This window comes from Vibrio sp. CJQ_6 (assembly GCF_043106745.1).
Taxonomy (GTDB): Bacteria; Pseudomonadota; Gammaproteobacteria; order Enterobacterales; family Vibrionaceae; genus Vibrio; species Vibrio furnissii.
The window spans coordinates 179683-198493 of record NZ_JBICMV010000036.1 but is presented as its reverse complement, the minus strand read 5'-3'; the positions used below and the strand labels follow the sequence as shown (position 1 = coordinate 198493).

At 52.8% G+C, this 18811-nt stretch carries 19 protein-coding genes; 13 read left to right on the top strand and 6 right to left on the bottom strand.

Annotation, left to right across the window (positions count from 1 at the left end; genetic code table 11):
• Positions 1-76 precede the first annotated feature (76 nt).
• Entirely contained in the window at positions 77-394 is a 318-nt protein-coding gene (gene metJ, locus ACF8PK_RS21275; protein ID WP_004728521.1) for a met regulon transcriptional regulator MetJ, read from the top strand.
• A 76-nt stretch (positions 395-470) separates the two neighbouring features.
• Here metJ and ACF8PK_RS21270 read toward each other — a convergent pair whose 3' ends face one another.
• On the bottom strand, positions 471-1745 hold the full coding sequence (locus tag ACF8PK_RS21270; protein WP_004728522.1) for a malic enzyme-like NAD(P)-binding protein: 1275 nt from the start codon (positions 1743-1745) through the stop codon (positions 471-473).
• A 210-nt stretch (positions 1746-1955) separates the two neighbouring features.
• Positions 1956-2174 (bottom strand): 50S ribosomal protein L31, encoded by a 219-nt coding sequence (rpmE, locus tag ACF8PK_RS21265; RefSeq protein WP_004728523.1) that lies wholly within the window; start codon positions 2172-2174, stop codon positions 1956-1958.
• Positions 2175-2420: 246 nt separating this feature from the next.
• On the opposite strand from rpmE, the gene priA reads away from it, so the two are divergent.
• The 7 genes from priA (at position 2421) to rraA (ending at position 10299) form a co-directional block, all read left to right on the top strand.
• Positions 2421-4622 (top strand): primosomal protein N', encoded by a 2202-nt coding sequence (priA, locus tag ACF8PK_RS21260; protein ID WP_143680264.1) that lies wholly within the window; start codon positions 2421-2423, stop codon positions 4620-4622.
• A 307-nt stretch (positions 4623-4929) separates the two neighbouring features.
• Positions 4930-5937 (top strand): DNA-binding transcriptional regulator CytR, encoded by a 1008-nt coding sequence (cytR, locus tag ACF8PK_RS21255; RefSeq protein ID WP_004728525.1) that lies wholly within the window; start codon positions 4930-4932, stop codon positions 5935-5937.
• 129 nt (positions 5938-6066) lie between these two features.
• Entirely contained in the window at positions 6067-6618 is a 552-nt protein-coding gene (locus ACF8PK_RS21250; RefSeq protein ID WP_038152602.1) for an SPOR domain-containing protein, read from the top strand.
• Between the two features lie 138 nt (positions 6619-6756).
• Entirely contained in the window at positions 6757-7314 is a 558-nt protein-coding gene (hslV, locus tag ACF8PK_RS21245) for an ATP-dependent protease subunit HslV (protein ID WP_014204312.1), read from the top strand.
• A gap of 36 nt (positions 7315-7350) precedes the next feature.
• The gene (hslU, locus tag ACF8PK_RS21240) at positions 7351-8682 is read left to right on the top strand and encodes an HslU--HslV peptidase ATPase subunit (protein ID WP_004728528.1); all 1332 of its coding nucleotides are present in this window, start codon (positions 7351-7353) and stop codon (positions 8680-8682) included.
• A 93-nt stretch (positions 8683-8775) separates the two neighbouring features.
• Positions 8776-9693 (top strand): 1,4-dihydroxy-2-naphthoate polyprenyltransferase, encoded by a 918-nt coding sequence (locus tag ACF8PK_RS21235; RefSeq protein WP_014204315.1) that lies wholly within the window; start codon positions 8776-8778, stop codon positions 9691-9693.
• 75 nt (positions 9694-9768) lie between these two features.
• Positions 9769-10299, top strand: a complete 531-nt coding sequence (gene rraA, locus ACF8PK_RS21230; protein ID WP_143680265.1) for a ribonuclease E activity regulator RraA — start codon at positions 9769-9771, stop codon at positions 10297-10299.
• A gap of 117 nt (positions 10300-10416) precedes the next feature.
• On the opposite strand, the gene ACF8PK_RS21225 is transcribed toward rraA, so the two are convergent.
• Together ACF8PK_RS21225 and tpiA are read right to left on the bottom strand one after the other, a co-directional pair.
• Positions 10417-11778, bottom strand: a complete 1362-nt coding sequence (locus ACF8PK_RS21225; protein ID WP_154180469.1) for an MATE family efflux transporter — start codon at positions 11776-11778, stop codon at positions 10417-10419.
• Positions 11779-11951: 173 nt separating this feature from the next.
• The gene (gene tpiA, locus ACF8PK_RS21220) at positions 11952-12722 is read right to left on the bottom strand and encodes a triose-phosphate isomerase (protein WP_004728532.1); all 771 of its coding nucleotides are present in this window, start codon (positions 12720-12722) and stop codon (positions 11952-11954) included.
• A 232-nt stretch (positions 12723-12954) separates the two neighbouring features.
• Here tpiA and ACF8PK_RS21215 point away from each other — a divergent pair, with 232 nt between their 5' ends.
• Together ACF8PK_RS21215 and ACF8PK_RS21210 are read left to right on the top strand one after the other, a co-directional pair.
• Positions 12955-13302 carry a 5-carboxymethyl-2-hydroxymuconate Delta-isomerase gene (locus ACF8PK_RS21215; RefSeq protein ID WP_004728533.1) on the top strand — a complete coding sequence of 116 codons (348 nt, stop codon included), beginning with the start codon at positions 12955-12957 and terminating at the stop codon, positions 13300-13302.
• Positions 13303-13336: 34 nt separating this feature from the next.
• The gene (locus tag ACF8PK_RS21210) at positions 13337-13774 is read left to right on the top strand and encodes a DUF805 domain-containing protein (RefSeq protein ID WP_392443451.1); all 438 of its coding nucleotides are present in this window, start codon (positions 13337-13339) and stop codon (positions 13772-13774) included.
• A gap of 54 nt (positions 13775-13828) precedes the next feature.
• Here ACF8PK_RS21210 and ACF8PK_RS21205 read toward each other — a convergent pair whose 3' ends face one another.
• Both ACF8PK_RS21205 and ACF8PK_RS21200 read right to left on the bottom strand, forming a co-directional pair.
• Positions 13829-14179 (bottom strand): DUF3135 domain-containing protein, encoded by a 351-nt coding sequence (locus tag ACF8PK_RS21205; protein WP_004728535.1) that lies wholly within the window; start codon positions 14177-14179, stop codon positions 13829-13831.
• A 113-nt stretch (positions 14180-14292) separates the two neighbouring features.
• Positions 14293-14910 (bottom strand): metalloregulator ArsR/SmtB family transcription factor, encoded by a 618-nt coding sequence (locus ACF8PK_RS21200; protein WP_038152609.1) that lies wholly within the window; start codon positions 14908-14910, stop codon positions 14293-14295.
• Positions 14911-15161: 251 nt separating this feature from the next.
• On the opposite strand from ACF8PK_RS21200, the gene ACF8PK_RS21195 reads away from it, so the two are divergent.
• The 3 genes from ACF8PK_RS21195 to modF all read left to right on the top strand — a co-directional run bounded on the left by ACF8PK_RS21195 (position 15162) and on the right by modF (position 18713).
• Positions 15162-15452, top strand: coding sequence for a co-chaperone GroES (locus ACF8PK_RS21195; RefSeq protein WP_004728537.1), 291 nt, complete (start codon positions 15162-15164; stop codon positions 15450-15452).
• Positions 15453-15500: 48 nt separating this feature from the next.
• Positions 15501-17138, top strand: coding sequence for a chaperonin GroEL (gene groL, locus ACF8PK_RS21190; protein ID WP_143680267.1), 1638 nt, complete (start codon positions 15501-15503; stop codon positions 17136-17138).
• Between the two features lie 126 nt (positions 17139-17264).
• Positions 17265-18713, top strand: a complete 1449-nt coding sequence (gene modF / locus ACF8PK_RS21185; RefSeq protein ID WP_392443449.1) for a molybdate ABC transporter ATP-binding protein ModF — start codon at positions 17265-17267, stop codon at positions 18711-18713.
• The last annotated feature ends 98 nt before the right edge of the window (positions 18714-18811 follow it).

Sequence of the window (18811 nt, the reverse complement as noted above, 5' to 3'; positions counted from 1 at the left end):
TTGCTTATGGCAGTAAATCCCGCTAAAATTGGGGACTTTGAAAAACTAACTCGAATCCAAACAACGAAGGTGCGCAATGGCAGACTGGAATGGCGACTATATTAGTCCATACGCGGAGCATGGGAAAAAGAGCGAGCAGGTGAAAAAAATCACTGTGTCGATCCCGCTTAAGGTGCTGAAAGTGCTGACGGATGAACGAACTCGCCGCCAAATCAATAACCTGCGTCATGCAACAAACAGTGAGCTGCTGTGTGAAGCGTTTTTGCATGCATACACCGGTCAGCCGCTACCCACGGATGAAGATCTGCGTAAAGACCGTCCGGATGATATTCCTGCCGAAGTGAAAGAGCTGATGACCGCGATGGGCATCGAGTTCGAAGCTTACGACGACTAAGCGCACACGCCCGTCATGCATAAAAAAACCTGGCCATGAGCCAGGTTTTTTTGTCTTCACTTGAAGCAAGGAGCGTTTACGCTTCCATGTAGCCTTGTGGCATGTCGATGCGTGCAACGCCCGAATCCACGGCAGCTTGAGCCACCGCTTTGGCGACGCGTGGCAGTAGGCGAGGGTCCATTGGTTTTGGAATGATGTAGTCGTTGCCGTATGCCAGGTGATCAACGCCGGCCGCTTTCAGGACTTCCGCAGGCACGTCTTCTTTGGCCAGTTGACGAATTGCGTCGACCGCGGCCAGTTTCATTTCATCGTTGATCTCGCTTGCGCGGACGTCCAGCGCGCCACGGAAGATGAATGGGAAACACAACACGTTGTTGACTTGGTTCGGGTAGTCACTGCGACCGGTGCCCATGATCAAATCGCTGCGCACTTCGTACGCCAGTTCCGGTTTGATTTCTGGATCCGGGTTTGAACATGCAAACACCACGGGTTTGTCGGCCATCAGCTTCAGCGCGTCGGCTGGCAGCAGGTTCGGGCCTGATACACCAAGGAACAGGTCAGCCCCGGCAATCACATCTTCCAATGTGCGTTTGTCGGTATTGTTGGCGAACAGCTGTTTGTATTCGTTCAGATCGTCACGGCGCGTGTGAATCACGCCTTTGCGGTCCAACATGTAGATTTTTTCACGCATCGCGCCGCACTTGATCAGCAGTTCCATACACGCCACGGCCGCAGCGCCTGCGCCAAGGCAGACGATGATGCACTCTTCCAGCTTTTTGCCTTGCAGTTCAATCGCGTTCAGCATACCAGCGGCGGTCACGATCGCAGTGCCGTGCTGGTCATCGTGGAATACGGGCACGTCACAACGCTCAATCAGGCGACGTTCGATTTCAAAACAGTCTGGGGCTTTGATGTCTTCGAGGTTGATCCCGCCAAAGGTGTCGGCAATGTTGGCGACGGTATCGACGAATTCATCAATGGTGCGGTGTTTGACTTCGATGTCGATGGAATCGAGACCTGCAAAGCGTTTGAATAGCAGGGCTTTTCCTTCCATCACAGGTTTGGATGCCATTGGGCCCAAGTTACCCAAGCCAAGAATGGCGGTGCCGTTTGAGATCACTGCCACGGTATTGCCTTTGGCCGTGTATTTGTAAACGTTGTCGACATTTTGTGCGATTTCACGCACGGGCTCTGCCACGCCTGGGCTGTAGGCGAGGGCCAAGTCTGCAGCAGAATCTGCTGGTTTCGTTAGAGAAACAGCAATTTTCCCTGGGATCGGCAACGCATGGTAATCCAGCGCACGCTGGCGGAATGCTTCTTCCGGCGTCAGTTCTTGGTTGTCATCGGACATAGGGGAGGTCTCTTTATTGTTTTTGGAAAAGGGGAATTATTCTAATAGATGTCTGTCAAGCTGCCTAGGCAGGATTGCGGGTCAATCGTACAAAACTTGACTAATTTAATCTGATAAGACCAGCTATTTTGTGATCGCGGTAAGGAGAAATTGCAGGCATGAAAAAAGGACGCCGGAGCGTCCTTTTTGAATCTTCGCGTGAAGTCGAAATTACTTCTTGCTTGATAGCGCGCCGAAACGCTTGTTGAAGCGATCAACACGGCCGCCAGTGTCAACAACACGTTGTTTACCAGTGTAGAATGGGTGGCACTGGTCACATACGTCCAGGTGCAGAGCGTCTTTACCTAGAGTTGATTTGAAAACGAAAGTGTTGCCGCAAGAGCAAGACGCTGTTACTTCTTTGTATTCTGGGTGGATACCAGCTTTCATGGGATAACCTCAATTTAGGCCGTGTCGCTATCCGAATCAATGTCGGACACCACACGTAATGTTAATGATACTGTTCGATACTCAGCCTTGGTGACCAAGCATCTTCAAGGCGCGATATATTAATGAATCCCCCGCGCCGGATCAACCGCTTTCGGCGTTATTTTCGCCACTATTTGTGGGTCGAATTTCCCACCCGCATCCAGTAGACTGTGATTTCTCACCATTTTTGACTGCTGACGGACTGTTATGCGCCCAAGTATTGCCCGTGTCGCCCTGCCGGTACCACTGGATAAGCAATTTGATTACCTGATTCCCAACCATTTGTTTCCGATCATCGGCGGCCGTGTGTCGGTGCCGTTTGGCCGCCAGACGCTGGTCGGTGTGGTGACGGCGTTGGCGCAGGAATCGGCGTTTCCGCGCGAGCAGCTCAAAGCGATTAAAGCGGTGCTCGATTCGCAGCCCGTGTGGCCGGAAACGCTGTACCGCTTGTTGCAATGGTGCAGCCAGTTTTATCAATATCCACTCGGCGACACGTTGGCCAATGCGATGCCGAGTGCGCTGCGCAAAGGTAAACCGGCTGATTTTGCCAGCAGTAAAGAGTGGCACATGACCGAGCGTGGACGCGATCAGTTGATGCAAGGCTTTGGCCGCGCGGTCAAGCAGGCGCAGGTGATGCATTTGCTTGAGCCTGGCCCGGTGGCGCATCAGATCATGCTCGATGAAGAGGTGTCCAGTGCTACGCTTAATACTTTGCAAGACAAAGGCTGGATTGAAGTCACGGAGAAGCAGCCGCAGTTTCGCCCTTGGCCCAAAGTGGTTGAAGCCGATGTCGATAAACCCAAACTCAACCAAGAGCAGGCGATCGCCATTGCGTCAGTCAACAGTCAGCGCGGCTTTGGCTGTTATCTGCTGCATGGGGTGACCGGGTCTGGCAAAACGGAGGTCTACCTCAATCTTATCAAACCGGTGTTGGAAGCGGGCAAGCAGGCGTTGGTGCTGGTGCCGGAAATTGGCCTCACGCCACAAACCATCAACCGATTTCGCAAGCGCTTCACCGTGCCGGTGGAGGTGATTCACTCCGGCTTGAACGACACCGAGCGGCTCAATGCTTGGCTGGCCGCGCGTGACAAAGTGGCTGGCATCGTGATTGGTACCCGTTCGGCATTGCTGACCCCGTTTGCCGATCTCGGCATCATTATTGTCGATGAAGAGCACGATGCCTCCTACAAACAGCAAGATAGCCTACGTTATCACGCCCGTGATGTGGCGGTGATGCGCGCCAATTTGGAGCAGGTGCCGATTGTGTTGGGGTCGGCAACGCCGGCATTAGAAACGCTGCACAACGCGCTGACCGGCAAATACCATCATCTGCAACTGACGCAGCGTGCGGGCACGGCGCTGCCGACCACCAACCGCGTGTTGGATGTCAAAGGGCTGTACTTGGAAAGTGGCCTGTCGGCGCCGCTGATTGCCGAAATGCGCCGTCATTTGTCGCAAGGCAATCAAGTGTTGTTGTTCCTCAACCGCCGCGGGTTTTCACCGGCGTTGATGTGCCACGAATGTGGTTGGATCGCCAACTGTCAGCGCTGCGATGCCTATTACACCTATCACCAACACAGCAGCGAAATTCGCTGTCACCATTGCGGCTCCCAGCGTCCGGTAATTCACCAGTGTCAGGGATGTGGTTCTACCCATTTGGTGACCGTCGGCGTGGGCACCGAGCAGTTGGAAGCGCAGCTCAGTGAGCTGTTTCCGGAATACAAAGCGATTCGTATCGACCGCGACAGCACACGTCGCAAAGGCAGCTTGGAGTCAGCGCTTGGCGCGATTCGCCGCGGTGAATATCAAATTCTGATTGGCACGCAGATGCTGGCCAAAGGTCACCATTTTCCGGATGTAACGCTGGTGGCGCTTCTGGATGTCGACGGCTCGCTCTATAGCAGCGATTTTCGCGCGTCGGAGCGATTGGCGCAGCTGTTTATTCAAGTCGCAGGCCGAGCGGGGCGGGCGAGCAAACCGGGCGAAGTGGTATTGCAAACCCACCATCCGGAGCACACCTTGCTGCAAGCATTACTGCACAACGACTACAGTCAATTTGCCGAGACTGCGCTCGCTGAGCGCAAATTGGCACAACTGCCGCCCTATACCTATTTGACGCTGTTTCGCGCCGAAGGCAACCAATCGCAACCTGTGGAAGATTTTCTGCGCCAAGTGCGCCACACGTTGGAAGCGCATCCATTGTGTGAACAGGGTTGCCTGGTGCTTGGCCCAACGCCAGCGCCTTTGGCTAAACGCGCGGGTAAATTCCGTTGGCAATTGCTGCTGCAGGCGCCGAGTCGCTCAGTGATGCAAAAGCTGCTCGCCAGTGCCAAACCGGCCATTCAACTCTTGCCGCTGGCGAGTAAAGTGCGTTGGTCACTGGACATTGAACCGCAAGATCTTAGCTGATTGTTCTTATTGTTATTTTTGTCAAAAAATAAAAACCTTCTTATCGTGATTCACGTCACACTTGCAATGTAAGATTTGTTAATCAGACCGTAACTTTCTATTCGGAAACGAATAAACTATTCGCAATCTTGTGTCAGTGAATCGTTTTCGCTGCATAAAGTGTGCTTAAAGTTGGCCAAAAGCAGTCTCAACGACACGGTAAAAGGAGTGCCGGGTGGTTGAAGAGTAAAGGGCAACTCAAAGCGATCCCATAATCATAAAAAAAGTGCATCGCACTATGAAGAACCGAGAAAGAGGGTAATTACACATGGCGACAATGAAGGATGTTGCCCAGCTTGCAGGCGTATCGACGGCGACAGTCTCGCGCGCTCTGATGAATCCCGAGAAAGTTTCAGCCTCAACTCGTAAACGGGTTGAAGAGGCGGTTTTAGAAGCTGGCTATTCACCGAATTCTTTAGCCCGAAATCTGCGTCGCAATGAATCGAAAACCATTGTCGCGATCGTGCCGGACATCTGTGATCCTTATTACACCGAAATTATTCGTGGTATCGAAGACGCCGCGATGGAACACGGTTATCTGGTACTGCTGGGTGACAGCGGTCAGCAGAAAAAACGTGAAAGCTCATTTGTGAACTTGGTGTTTACCAAACAGGCGGACGGTATGCTATTGCTGGGGACCGATTTGCCGTTTGACGTGAGCAAACCTGAGCAGAAAAACCTGCCACCGATGGTGATGGCGTGTGAGTTTGCGCCAGAACTTGAATTGCCGACGGTGCATATCGATAACCTGACATCTGCCTTTGAAGCGGTGAACTATCTGACGCAGATGGGGCACAAACGCATCGCGCAGATTGCCGGCCCTGAAGCGGCGGTGTTGTGTCAGTTCCGTCAGCAAGGGTATCAACAAGCCCTGCGCCGCGCGGGGATTTCACGCAATCCAACCTACAGTACCATCGGTGACTTTACGTTTGAGTCGGGTGCCAAAGCGGTGCGCCAATTGATGGCCCTGCCGGAGCCGCCGACAGCCATTTTCTGTCACAACGATACCATGGCGATTGGTGCCATTCAGGAAGCCAAGCGTTTGGGCATGCGTGTGCCGCAAGACCTGTCTGTGGTCGGCTTTGATGACATTCAGTTTGCGCAGTACTGCGATCCACCGCTAACCACCATTTCTCAGCCGCGTTACGAGATCGGCCGTCAGGCGATGTTGATGATGCTTGAGTTACTGCGGGGTCATGATGTGCGTGCGGGCTCGCGTCTGCTCGACACCCAATTGGTCATTCGCGAGAGTGCAGCGCCGCCCCGCTCGGCCTAAGCCGTGTGAACGCGGTGATTTCCCTGCAACCAGCGGCGTATTTTGATGCGCCGCTTCCATTTCCGCGCTGTTATCTGCAGCGAATCTGCTTTAACATGTGGACAAAATTGTCAACGTTCGAAATTCTCAGTGGCTAATAAAGATTATGTAAGGCGCGGTCGTAGTCCGAAAAAGCCGACCCCTAAAAAATCAGCTCCTCGACGCAGAAAACCATGGCGCAGCGGCTTGCTGGCGATGCTGTTGGTCGGCGGGTTTGGCTATGGCTTGTATCTGCTCAATCAAGATCCTGAGCCGCCGGCACCGGTGGTGGTCGAGACCAAATCAAAACCGGTCAGCCAACCACAAAACAACAACCGTTTGCCGCCACCACCCACCGAGAAGTGGGACTACGTGGAATCGCTACCCAATCGCGAGATTGAAGTGAAAGCCAAAGAGCTGCAAGTCTCGGACATTCCGTACATCATGCAGTGTGGGGCTTATAAAACCATGCAGCAGGCGGAAGCGCGTAAATTGGACATTGCTTTCCAAGGCCTGAGCAGCAAAATTCGCAAGAAAGAAGACAGCAGCTGGTACCGTGTGGTGCTTGGTCCATACAAATTCAAACGCGATGCAGAGCGTGATAAGCACAAGCTGCAACGCGCCAAGATTGAACCTTGCGCGATTTGGAAAGAGCAGCAATAACAACTTCCCATTGTCATCAAACGCCCGGCCTCAGTGCTGGGCGTTTTTACGATGCGCTGACGATTCCCGCCTTGAATTTTGATTTTCCAACCTCATATAACCACTATCTTGATAGTGAAAAGCACAAAGGGGTTCCTCGTGACTACCATCGTATCTGTACGTCGTAATAACAAAGTTGTCATCGCAGGTGACGGACAAGTCTCGCTTGGCAATACCGTAATGAAAGGCAATGCGCGCAAAGTTCGTCGTTTGTACAACAACAAAGTATTGGCCGGATTCGCGGGGGGGACAGCGGACGCATTCACCTTATTTGAACGCTTTGAAAGCAAACTGCAAATGCATCAGGGCCACCTGACAAAAGCGGCGGTGGAGCTGGCCAAAGATTGGCGCAGCGATCGCGCACTACGTCGCCTCGAAGCCATTTTGGCCGTCGCGGATGAAACCGCATCACTGATCATTACCGGTAACGGCGATGTGTTGCAGCCTGAACACGATCTGATTGCGATCGGTTCCGGCGGTAATTTTGCACAAGCCGCGGCGATAGCTTTGCTGGAAAATACCGATTTAGACGCCCGTGAAATTGCACAAAAAGCGCTGAAGATTGCTGGCGACATCTGTGTGTTCACGAACCATCATCACACCATTGAAGAGCTGGAAATTCCGCCGGAACTGTTACCTGCTGCCGCAGCCGAATAATCGTGTGTGATGCTACTGAATTTGAAGGAAACCACTATGTCTGAAATGACTCCTCGTGAAATTGTCCATGAACTGAACCGTCATATCATCGGTCAGGACAACGCCAAACGTGCGGTCGCCATTGCGCTGCGTAACCGCTGGCGTCGCATGCAGCTGGAAGAAAGCTTGCGTGTTGAAGTCACACCGAAAAACATTCTGATGATCGGCCCAACCGGTGTCGGTAAAACCGAGATTGCGCGCCGTTTGGCGAAACTGGCCAATGCGCCGTTCATTAAAGTCGAAGCCACCAAGTTCACCGAAGTGGGCTATGTGGGCAAAGAAGTTGAAACCATCATTCGCGACCTGACGGACGTGGCAGTGAAGATGACGCATCAACAAGCGATGGAAAAAGTGAAATTCCGTGCGGAAGAGCAGGCGGAAGAGCGCATTCTTGACGCGTTGCTGCCGCCAGCGCGTGATGCGTGGGGCGAAGCGGAGCACAACGATACTGCGTCGTCGACACGCCAAACGTTTCGTAAGAAGCTGCGTGAAGGCAAGCTGGATGACAAAGAGATCGAAGTGAACGTCGCGGTGGCGCAGATGGGCGTGGAAATCATGGCGCCTCCGGGCATGGAAGAGATGACCAATCAGCTGCAGGGCCTGTTCCAGAACTTAGGTGGTGACACCAAGAAAAAACGCAAACTGAAAATTAAAGATGCGTTTAAAGCCCTGACCGAAGAAGAAGCGGCGAAGCTGGTGAATCAGGAAGAACTGAAAGAGCAGGCGATTTACAACGTTGAAAACAACGGCATCGTGTTTATCGATGAGATCGACAAGATCTGTAAGCGCGGCGAATCGTCAGGCCCTGATGTCTCTCGCGAAGGTGTACAACGCGATTTGCTGCCCCTGATTGAAGGCAGCACCGTCACCACCAAACACGGCATGGTGCGTACCGACCATATTCTGTTCATCGCATCGGGTGCTTTCCAAGTGGCACGACCTTCAGATCTGATCCCTGAGCTACAAGGTCGTCTGCCGATCCGCGTGGAGCTGGAAGCGCTTTCTAGTGATGACTTCAAACGCATTCTGACCGAGCCAAAAGCGTCGCTGACCGAGCAATACATGGCGCTGATGAAAACGGAAGAGGTCGACATTGCCTTCACCGAAGATGGCATCAAGCAAATTGCCGATGCCGCATGGCAAGTCAATGAAACCACCGAGAACATCGGTGCGCGTCGCCTACACACGGTGATGGAACGTCTGATGGATGAAATCTCGTTTGACGCCACCGAGAAAGCCGGTGCAAGCCTGACGATTGATTCGGCCTATGTGCGCGCCAAACTCGGCGAGTTGGTCGAAGACGAAGACCTCAGCCGCTTTATTCTGTAATTTCTGAGCCCACCTTGATCTGGTGGGCTTTTTCATATTACGCACTTGCGCGTATACTGAAAACTATGTTGATCGATCTTACAATTTTTCCCCATGAATAATTCTTTACGTATCTGGTTTGACGCGGCGCGTCCGAAAACATTGCCGTTGGCGCTGGTGTCTATTTTTACGGGCAGCGCGCTGGCCTTTTCGTCTGGCCACTTTTCGTTGCCTGTCGCGCTATTGGCGCTACTGACCGCAACCCTGCTGCAAATTCTGTCGAACTTGGCGAACGATTATGGCGATGCCGTAAAAGGCACCGACAACGACAAACGCCTTGGCCCGATGCGCGCGATTCAGTCAGGCGAAGTGTCGCTGGCAGACATGAAGCGAGCGATTTTCATCAACATCGGTCTCACCATTGTGGCGGGATTGGCGCTGGTGTTTTACGCCCTCGACAGCCTAGAAAGCATTCTGGCCTTTATTGGTTTGGGTGTGCTGGCAATGATGGCGGCGATCGCCTATACCGTCGGCAACAAACCGTACGGCTATGTCGGCCTTGGGGATTTGTCGGTGTTTCTGTTCTTTGGTTTGCTCGGCGTGTCTGGCACTTACTTTTTGCACATCGGTCACATTGAGTGGAGTTTGTTTCTGCCGTCGCTGGGCTGTGGCTTGATGGCGGTGGCGGTGCTCAACGTCAACAACATGCGCGACATTGAAAACGATGCAGAATGTGGCAAGCGCACCGTGCCTGTGCGATTGGGCCAACAGCGCGCCAAAACCTACCACTTTTTGCTGCTGACTGGCGCGGTGATCGCGTTTGCCAGCTACTTGTTGATGCAGGGGAAACCGGTGTGGATCAGCCTGCCGTTTTTACTCAGCCTCATCATGGTGACCAAGCATGGCCGCGCGGTGTGGGCTACAGAGCAACCGGCGCAAATTGCCCCGATGCTGCCGGTGATCGTCAAGTGCTCGCTGGTAACTAACCTTTTGTTTGTTGGTGTGGTGATAGCTCAAACTCTGACGAGTTAATTTGCACTCTGTCATTGCATTGACTTACTGACCCGATATACTCGTTGAAAGACTGTTCGTAAAGAGACTAAGGCTATGGAATATAACACCTCTGCGTTATGTGATATCTATCTCGACCAGGTGGATGTGGTAGAACCCATGTTTAGCAATTTTGGTGGCTGCGCGTCATTTGCCGGCCAAGTCACGACCATCAAATGTTTTGAAGACAACGGCCTCATCCGTGAGACGTTAGAACAAGACGGCCTTGGGCGTGTGCTGCTCATCGATGGTGGTGGTTCGCTACGCCGTGCGCTGGTTGATGCTGAACTGGCGGCCATAGCCGAAGAGAACGAATGGGAAGGCATCGTGGTTTACGGCTGCGTGCGTGAAGTCGACGAGCTGGAAGACATGAGCATCGGGATTCAAGCGTTGGCTTCGATTCCCGTGGGAGCGCCGGCACAAGGCATCGGCGAAGTCGATGTGCCGGTCAACTTCGGTGGCGTGACGTTCCTGCCAGAAGATTATCTCTATGCCGACAACACCGGCATCATCCTGTCGCAAGAGCCGCTTAATACGACGGACCTCGACAGCGATGAAAGCGATGAAGATGACGTCATCGACGAATGACTCTGAATCCGAGCATAGAAAAAGCCAGCGTGACGCTGGCTTTTTTTGTCTCGCGCTATCGCATCAACCTAGCAAGATTAGGTCGCGTAAGAAAAGGTTGTGCAAAATGAGCCGCTGCTAGGAGGCACCGGATTGCATCACGCCATCGCGCAGCGTGCGACGTCGCAGGATCAAAGCATACAAGTAGCCCGACAGCCCGCCCAAAATGTTGCCCAGCGCAATGCCAATAAACAGCCCTTCAATGCCATACAAGGTTGACCCGAGCCATGCTGATGGCAGGGTGAAGAGAAAGAGGCGCATAAAGCTCCATTGAAACGCTTTGAGCGGCAGATGAAGCGCGTTGAGCGCCGATACCAGCATCATCACCACCCCTTGAAAGCCATAGCTGAATGGCACCACCAACAGGTAATGCCACAACAAGTCGCGCACCGCTTGTTCTTGAGAGAACAGTGCAGCCAAGGGAATGCTCAATGGCACCATCATGATGAAGACCAGCAACTGAAAAATCAGCGAGAAGCGCAGGCTTAAAAACAGGCCGGAAAAGCTGCGCACCGGATTGTTGGCACCAAAGTTCTGCGCCATAAATGGCGTCAACGCCGAGGTGAGCGACATCAACACCAAGATTAAAATCGATTCGATGCGCTGCGCTGCGCCATAAGCGGCCACCGCAGCGGTGCCGTGGCCGGAGAGCATCATCATCAGCAGTGCGCCGGAAATGGGGTTCATCGCCGTCGACAGCGCCGCTGGTGTGCCAATCTTGAGGATTTGCTGCCAATCGTGACGCAACGACGCAAAGTGCGGCGGCGCCAACAGGCGATCGCGTTTGACCAACACATACAGCGAGCCGACCAATGCGCCCAGCCACGAGAAGGCACTGGCAATGGCCGCGCCCTGAATACCGAGTTCTGGAAACGGGCCGTAGCCAAAAATTAGCAGTGGATCGAGACAGCCGTTAATTGCGCCTGCCAGCATCATCATTTTGGCTGGGGTTTTGGTATCACCGGTGGCGCGAATCGCGCTGTTGCCCGCCATCGGAATCACCAGCAGCGGAATGGTGAGGTACCAGACCTGCATGTATTGCTCAATCAGCGGAATCAACTCAGCTTTGGCGCCCAACAGCAGAAACAGTGGCTCAATGGTGAAAAAGCCCAGCGTGGAGGCGATCGCGACCAAACACACCGCCAGCAGCACACCGTGTGTGGAAAAACGCGCGGCATTGGGCGCATCGCCTTGCCCCAACAACCGACCGATGCTGGTCGACAAGCCCACACCAATGCCCATGGTGATGCAGTTGACGCCAAATGTGACAGGAAAGGTATAGCTGATCGCGGCCAGCGCGTCGGTGCCCAGCAGCGAGATGAAAAAGGTATCGACCAGGTTGAACATCAGAATGGCGATCATGCCGAACGTCATCGGGATGGTCATCTGGCGGAGCACCGTGGGAATCGGGGCGGAAAGCAGGCCGTGTTTGTCGTGCATATACCCTTCTTACATCGCGCGGCACCGTGCCGGACGTGCGTCAGCAGGCAGCCAATTACAGGGAAGAAAGGGGGTAGGATACTCGATCTTGCGGGGAGGCACTAGCCGCGCTCGCGCTGAGTCACGGCGATAAAAAAAGGCCGGCAGTGCCGACCTTTTTCATCAACAAGCGATTACGCTTTTGCTTTTGCAGCTGCTTTCGCGATGGCTGCGAAGCTTTTCGCATCCAGAGATGCGCCGCCAACAAGTGCGCCGTCGATGTCTGGTTGTGAGAAGTAAGCTTCTGCGTTTTCTGGTTTAACAGAACCGCCGTATTGGATGATCACTTGTGCTGCAACCGCTTCATCTTTCGCTGCGATCAGCGCGCGAATAGATGCGTGGATGCGTTGTGCATCTTCAGCCGTTGCTGCTTTACCAGTACCGATTGCCCAGATTGGTTCGTAAGCGATGATTGCGCCGTTCAGAGCGTCTACGCCGTATGCATCGATCACTGCGTTGATTTGACGTGCACAAACGGCTTCAGTTTCGCCCGCTTCGTTTTGCGCTTCAGTTTCACCGATACAGAATACTGGAGTCAGACCGTTTTCTTTCAGGAATGCGAATTTTTGAGCAACAAACTCGTCTGATTCGTTGTGGTATTCACGACGCTCAGAGTGGCCGATGATGATGTGAGTTGCACCGAAATCTTTCAGCATGGCTGGAGACATGTCGCCAGTGTACGCACCGCTGTTGTGCAGGTCAGTGTTTTGTGCACCCAGGATCATTTTTTTGCCGCCTTCTGCAATCAGACGCTCAGCCAGATCCAGGTACAGTGCTGGTGGAGCTACTGCCACGTCAACACCCGTTACACCTTCAAGTTCCGCATTCAGACCAGTCAACAGCTCAGTTACCATTGCTTTGCTGCCATTCAGTTTCCAGTTCCCCATCACTACAGGACGACGCATAGGAATATCTCCAATTTCAATGAATAAAAAAAACGTGATTGCGAAAGAATATAACAGATAAAACTACGTAGATCATGACTCCGGTCATGACTTTCTGGGATCTTGTTTGATGAGGCGCAAGGCCGAGAAGTGATCTGCTATACAGAATAGAGGCCATTCGCTCGGATTTTGTGCTGCGTCTTGCTATTACTGTCAGTTCAGTATGGGGAAAATTACAAACAAGGAAGTGAATATGCCTAATTTGGTGCTCGAGTACTCCAACTCTGTGGATGAACGTGTCAATGTGCAGGGGCTCTTGGAAGATTTGCATCAGGTGGTCATGACGTGTGGCTTATTTGATATTCCCTCGATTAAATCCCGCGCGCTGCGTTGCCACCATTGGTTGGTGGGCGATGAAGGCGACAGCGTGGATTTTATTCACATCAGTTTTGAAATGATGGACGGGCGCACCGCCGAGCAAAAACGCGAGTTGTCACGTCAGCTCATGGATGTGTTGGTGGCGCAAGCCAGCCACGTTCGCAGCTTGACGGTGAACATTCGTGACATGGACCGAGCTTGGTTTCAGAAGGTCACGAACTGACAGCGAGTTGATTCCGTTTGAACAGGAAACGCTAATGTCTTATCAAACACTGCTCTTTTCGTTTCAGGGGGGTATCGGGCGTCGTACATACTGGATTTGGAACGTCTTTTATTATGTGGCGATTGTCACTGCGATCGCGCTGCTTAACCGTTGGCTGCCAGACTGGGCGCCATACCTGCTGCCGCTGTTTATGCTGTTAATTCTGGTGCCGGATTTGGCCATCACCGCCAAGCGTTGGCACGATCGCGATAAATCGAGCTGGTGGCTGTTGCTCAATGTACCGCTGGTGATTGGCCGAATGACGGTGCCGATGGGTGGCGCCAATATGGCGATGACCAGCACGCCCAACATTCTCGATACCCTGATTTCGCTTGCTGCCTTGTTGTGTGGCAGTTGGATTTTGGTGGAGTGCGGTTTTTTGGTGGGCAGCCGCGGCGATAACCGCTTTGGGAAAGCGCCTCACTCATCGTGACAGGACTGTTAGAACCTGTGCGGTCAAGAAAAAAGGAGGCTTGTGCCTCCTTTTTTAACGCCACGACTCGGATGTCGGGCGAAAGGGAATCACGTCCGCGCTCGGCTTTTCTTCCACTATTTCGCCGTCCAGCGCATCACGGAATTTGGCCATTTGCAGACTGAGTTCTCGCATCAGGGTGACGTTCGCGTGGTCTGGATTCTTGCATTGGCTCAGAATCAGGTCGATATGACTTTGCTGCGCCCACAATCGATGCTGCATTCCATCGGAAGCAGAAAGGATCATCTCCTGACACATTTCGCGCTTAAATCGGCTGAATGCTTCAGGATCCTGCTGCGCCAGCTCGACCAGTTCATCAAAGGGTGGCAGAGCCTGGCTGGCTACGTTGGTTTGAGGGGGAGACATAGAACACTCCTCTGCAAGGTCTTGCGTTGATTAAATTATCAACACATCAAGCATAAGCGAGGAACGGTGCACAAGGTGGAACGAATATCGTCGTTCTCAATATTAAGACAATGTTAGGCGGCCGCAATCACGTAGGTGCAGCGGCGTTGGCCTTCGATGATGTGTTCACTGCGTTCAATGCGGCAGGTGTCGCCCAACAGGCGCTGAAAAATGTTCAGCTCTGATTGACACAAATTTGGACAGCGTTTGGCGGCCTTACAGATTGGGCAGTGATTTTCGATCAGCAGATAACCGTGCTCGGTTTGCTCCAGCTCTGCCATGTAACCTTCTTGCTCACGCAGTTCCACCAAGGTGGCGAGTTTGCTGTGTAGATCGGGGCAGGCGTCCAGTTCTTGCTGATAATGGGCCAAGGTTTGCGCTTCACGCTCGGCTGCCACTTTGGCTAAGCCTTCTTTGCCAAAGAGATGTTCCACCGCTTCAATCACTTGAATGGTGAGTTCACCGTGGCGATCGGCAAATTGATCATGGCCTTTGCGGGTGAGTGACCAATGGCGCGTCGGACGACCCACTTTGACTTTCACATCGTGAAACGCCAGGATGCCGTCGTCTTCCAGTGCCTGAAGGTGTTGACGCGCCCCCATGGTGGTCATTCCCAAGTCATCGGCAAGCTGTTTGGCGGTCACGGCACCTTCACGTTTGATGGTGTGTAAAATCCGGTCGATCGTCTTCATCATGTCCCTCTTTATTCTCTGACTATTATGGATATTCAGTTTAATAAAGCAAATTATTTACTATACGGGATGGTGTTAGGCGGTCGAAATGCTCGCAATGCGTCGACTTCACCACGGATTCGTTAATTTCGTCACAATTTTTTCGCGCTTACCCCTTGGGATATGGCGTTTGATACCCCACATATCATTCACAAGCTGGTCAATCAGCGTTTTATTAACCAAACGGAAAATTTAATCAGGAGAGACGACCGATGAATATTCGTCCATTACACGACCGAGTTATCGTTGAACGCCAAGAAGTTGAATCAAAATCTGCTGGTGGAATTGTTCTCACTGGTTCTGCGGCAGAAAAATCAACACGCGGTAAAGTACTTGCAGTCGGCAAAGGCCGCATTCTGGAAAATGGTACAGTTCTGCCTCTGGACGTGAAAGTTGGCGATTCTGTGATTTTTGCTGAAGGCTACGGCACGAAATCAGAGAAAATCGACGGTAAAGAAGTACTGATTTTGTCTGAAAACGACATTCTGGCAATCGTTGAGTAATTGCTCCCAAGCAAACGAACTAAAACCGAATTCTAAAGGAAATACAAAATGGCTGCTAAAGACGTAAAATTTGGTAATGACGCTCGAGTTAAAATGCTAGAAGGTGTAAACGTTCTGGCGGATGCAGTAAAAGTTACCCTTGGCCCGAAAGGCCGCAACGTTGTTCTCGACAAATCTTTTGGTTCACCAACCATCACCAAAGATGGTGTGTCTGTGGCGCGCGAAATTGAACTGGAAGACAAATTCCAGAACATGGGCGCACAAATGGTGAAAGAAGTGGCTTCTCAAGCCAACGACGCAGCGGGTGACGGCACAACAACCGCAACCGTACTGGCTCAGGCGATCGTGAACGAAGGTCTGAAAGCTGTGGCGGCGGGCATGAACCCAATGGATCTGAAACGCGGCATCGACAAAGCGGTGATTGCAGCGGTTGAAGAACTGAAAGCGCTGTCTGTGCCATGTGAAGACACCAAAGCGATTGCTCAGGTCGGCACTATCTCTGCAAACTCAGATGTGAGCGTGGGCAACATCATCGCAGAAGCGATGGAAAAAGTGGGCCGCGACGGTGTGATCACTGTTGAAGAAGGTCAGGCGCTGCAAGACGAGCTGGACGTGGTAGAAGGGATGCAGTTTGACCGCGGTTACCTATCACCTTACTTCATCAACAACCAAGAAGCAGGCAGCGTGGATCTAGAAAGCCCGTTCATCCTGCTGGTTGACAAAAAAGTATCAAACATTCGCGAATTGCTGCCAGTCCTAGAAGGCGTTGCGAAAGCCTCTCGTCCACTGCTGATCGTGGCAGAAGACGTGGAAGGCGAAGCGTTGGCTACTCTGGTTGTGAACAACATGCGTGGCATCGTGAAAGTTGCAGCGGTGAAAGCACCGGGCTTTGGCGATCGTCGTAAAGCGATGCTGCAAGATATCGCGATTCTGACTGGCGGTACGGTGATTTCTGAAGAGATCGGTCTGGAACTGGAAAAAGCTGTGCTGGAAGATCTGGGTCAAGCGAAACGCGTGACCATCACCAAAGAAAACACCACCATCATTGATGGCGCAGGTGATGAAGTGGCAATTCAAGGTCGTGTGACTCAGATTCGTCAACAAATCGAAGATGCGACGTCAGATTACGACAAAGAAAAACTGCAAGAGCGTGTTGCGAAACTGGCAGGCGGCGTTGCCGTGATCAAAGTTGGCGCAGCGACTGAAGTTGAAATGAAAGAGAAGAAAGACCGCGTTGAAGACGCACTGCACGCGACTCGCGCAGCTGTGGAAGAAGGCGTGGTTGCAGGTGGTGGCGTGGCACTGATTCGCGCAGCATCTAAACTAACTGAACTGACTGGCGACAACGAAGAGCAAAACGTGGGTATCCGCGTGGCACTACGTGCGATGGAAGCGCCAATTCGTCAAATCGCGAAAAACGCGGGCGACGAAGATTCAGTGGTTGCGAACAACGTGAAAGCGGGCGACGGTAACTACGGTTACAACGCCGCAACTGGCGAGTACGGCGACATGATTGCCATGGGTATTCTGGATCCAACCAAAGTAACCCGTAGCGCACTGCAATTTGCAGCGTCTGTGGCTGGCCTGATGATCACCACGGAAGCGATGGTGACTGACCTACCGAAGAAAGATGCCCCAGCAATGCCTGACATGGGCGGCATGGGTGGCATGGGCGGCATGATGTAATTCGCGCCCCATTCAAACTGAACAAGCCGGAGTGAATGCTCCGGCTTTTTTTATGCCTGAAAATCCGCTAGAAATTTTTGCGCAGTTTCTGCACACTGAAAAATCAGTTTCCAAGGAAAGGTCAATATGAAAATTCAGCAACTTAAACACCACACCGAATCGGTGTCGCTCACCATTGACGACTGGGCGTTGGCCCAAGGCGAACATTGGGGCATGTTTTCCACCCACAGCCACGCCGCCTCGTTGTTGGTGCGCATTCTGAGCGGCGAACTGACGCCGCAGCAAGGTGAGGTGAGTGACCTGCCCAGCGTGGTGGCATGTGTGTCGCTGCATGAGCAGCAGCGGTTGCTGGATATGGAGCTGGAAAAAGACGACACCGACTTTATGGACCAGATTGATTACGGGTCGACGGTGCAGGAGCTGATTCTGGAAACTGGCTGCGGTGAAACGGCACTGGAAGCGCTATTGATGCAAACCGATCTGCTGGCGCTGCGTCAGCGTGGATTTCGTCAGTTGTCGACCGGTGAAACTCGCCGCGTGATGTTGGCGCGGGCGATGGCGCTTAAGCCACAACTGCTGATCCTCGATGAACCGTATTCCGGGTTGGATATTGCCCACCGCGCGCACCTCTCTCAACTGCTGGAGGAACTGGCGCAGCAGATGCAACTGCTGATTGTCACCTCGCGTGAAGATGAATTACCGCCGTTTGTGACCCACGTGGCGCTCTTTGACGAGCGCAGCTTGTCACAAACCCTAACTCGCGAGGCGTGGCTCCAGCACCCGCTGATGGCGCAGATGAAAGCGCTGTCGCATAGCCGCAGTGACGCCATGCTGACATTGCTGGAGGCTCATCAGAGCGCGCACCGCTATCCGGATCCGCTGGTGGTGATGAATGACGTCACGGTTGAGTATGTCGATGCGCCCATTTTTCAGGGCATCAACTGGCAAATTCGACAAGGGGAGCACTGGCAGGTACGTGGCCCCAATGGGTGCGGCAAGAGCACGCTGCTCGGCCTGATCCTCGGCGATCACCCGCAGTGTTACAGCAACGATATCACCGTGCTGGGGATGAAGCGCGGCAGTGGCGAAACCATCTGGGATATCAAAAAGCACATCGGCGTGGTGTCTTCGGCGCTACACCTGCAATATCGCGTCAATTGCAGCGCGTTGGAAGTGCTGGTGTCGGGCTTTTACGACTCGATTGGCCTGTATCAACAACCGTCCAAGAAAGAGATTCTGTTGGCGCGTGAGTGGCTGAACCTGTTAGAAATGAGCGCGCTGGAGAAGGTCGGATTTCGCAATCTTGATTACGGTCAGCAACGTCTCCTGCTGATTGGCCGCGCGCTGATCAAGCAGCCAGCGCTGCTCATTCTGGATGAGCCATATCAGGGGCTGGATTACCTCAATCGTAAATTGGTGTTCCATGCGCTTAATCGCATTGCTTCGGCGGACATCAGTCAGCTGCTGTACGTCACCCATCATGAAGAAGATGCGTTAGAAGCCATTCACCACTTCGTCGATTTTGTCGCGCAAGAGGCGGGGGGCTATGGCGTGAAGATTCACTCAATAGAGTGAAATCAGTCGCTTAGCGAAAGAATGACGAAAAACTAACAATTGCTGGTCATTGTTGCGGCCATAATAAGCAGGTGCACATTTAAAACTATCCCAACGAT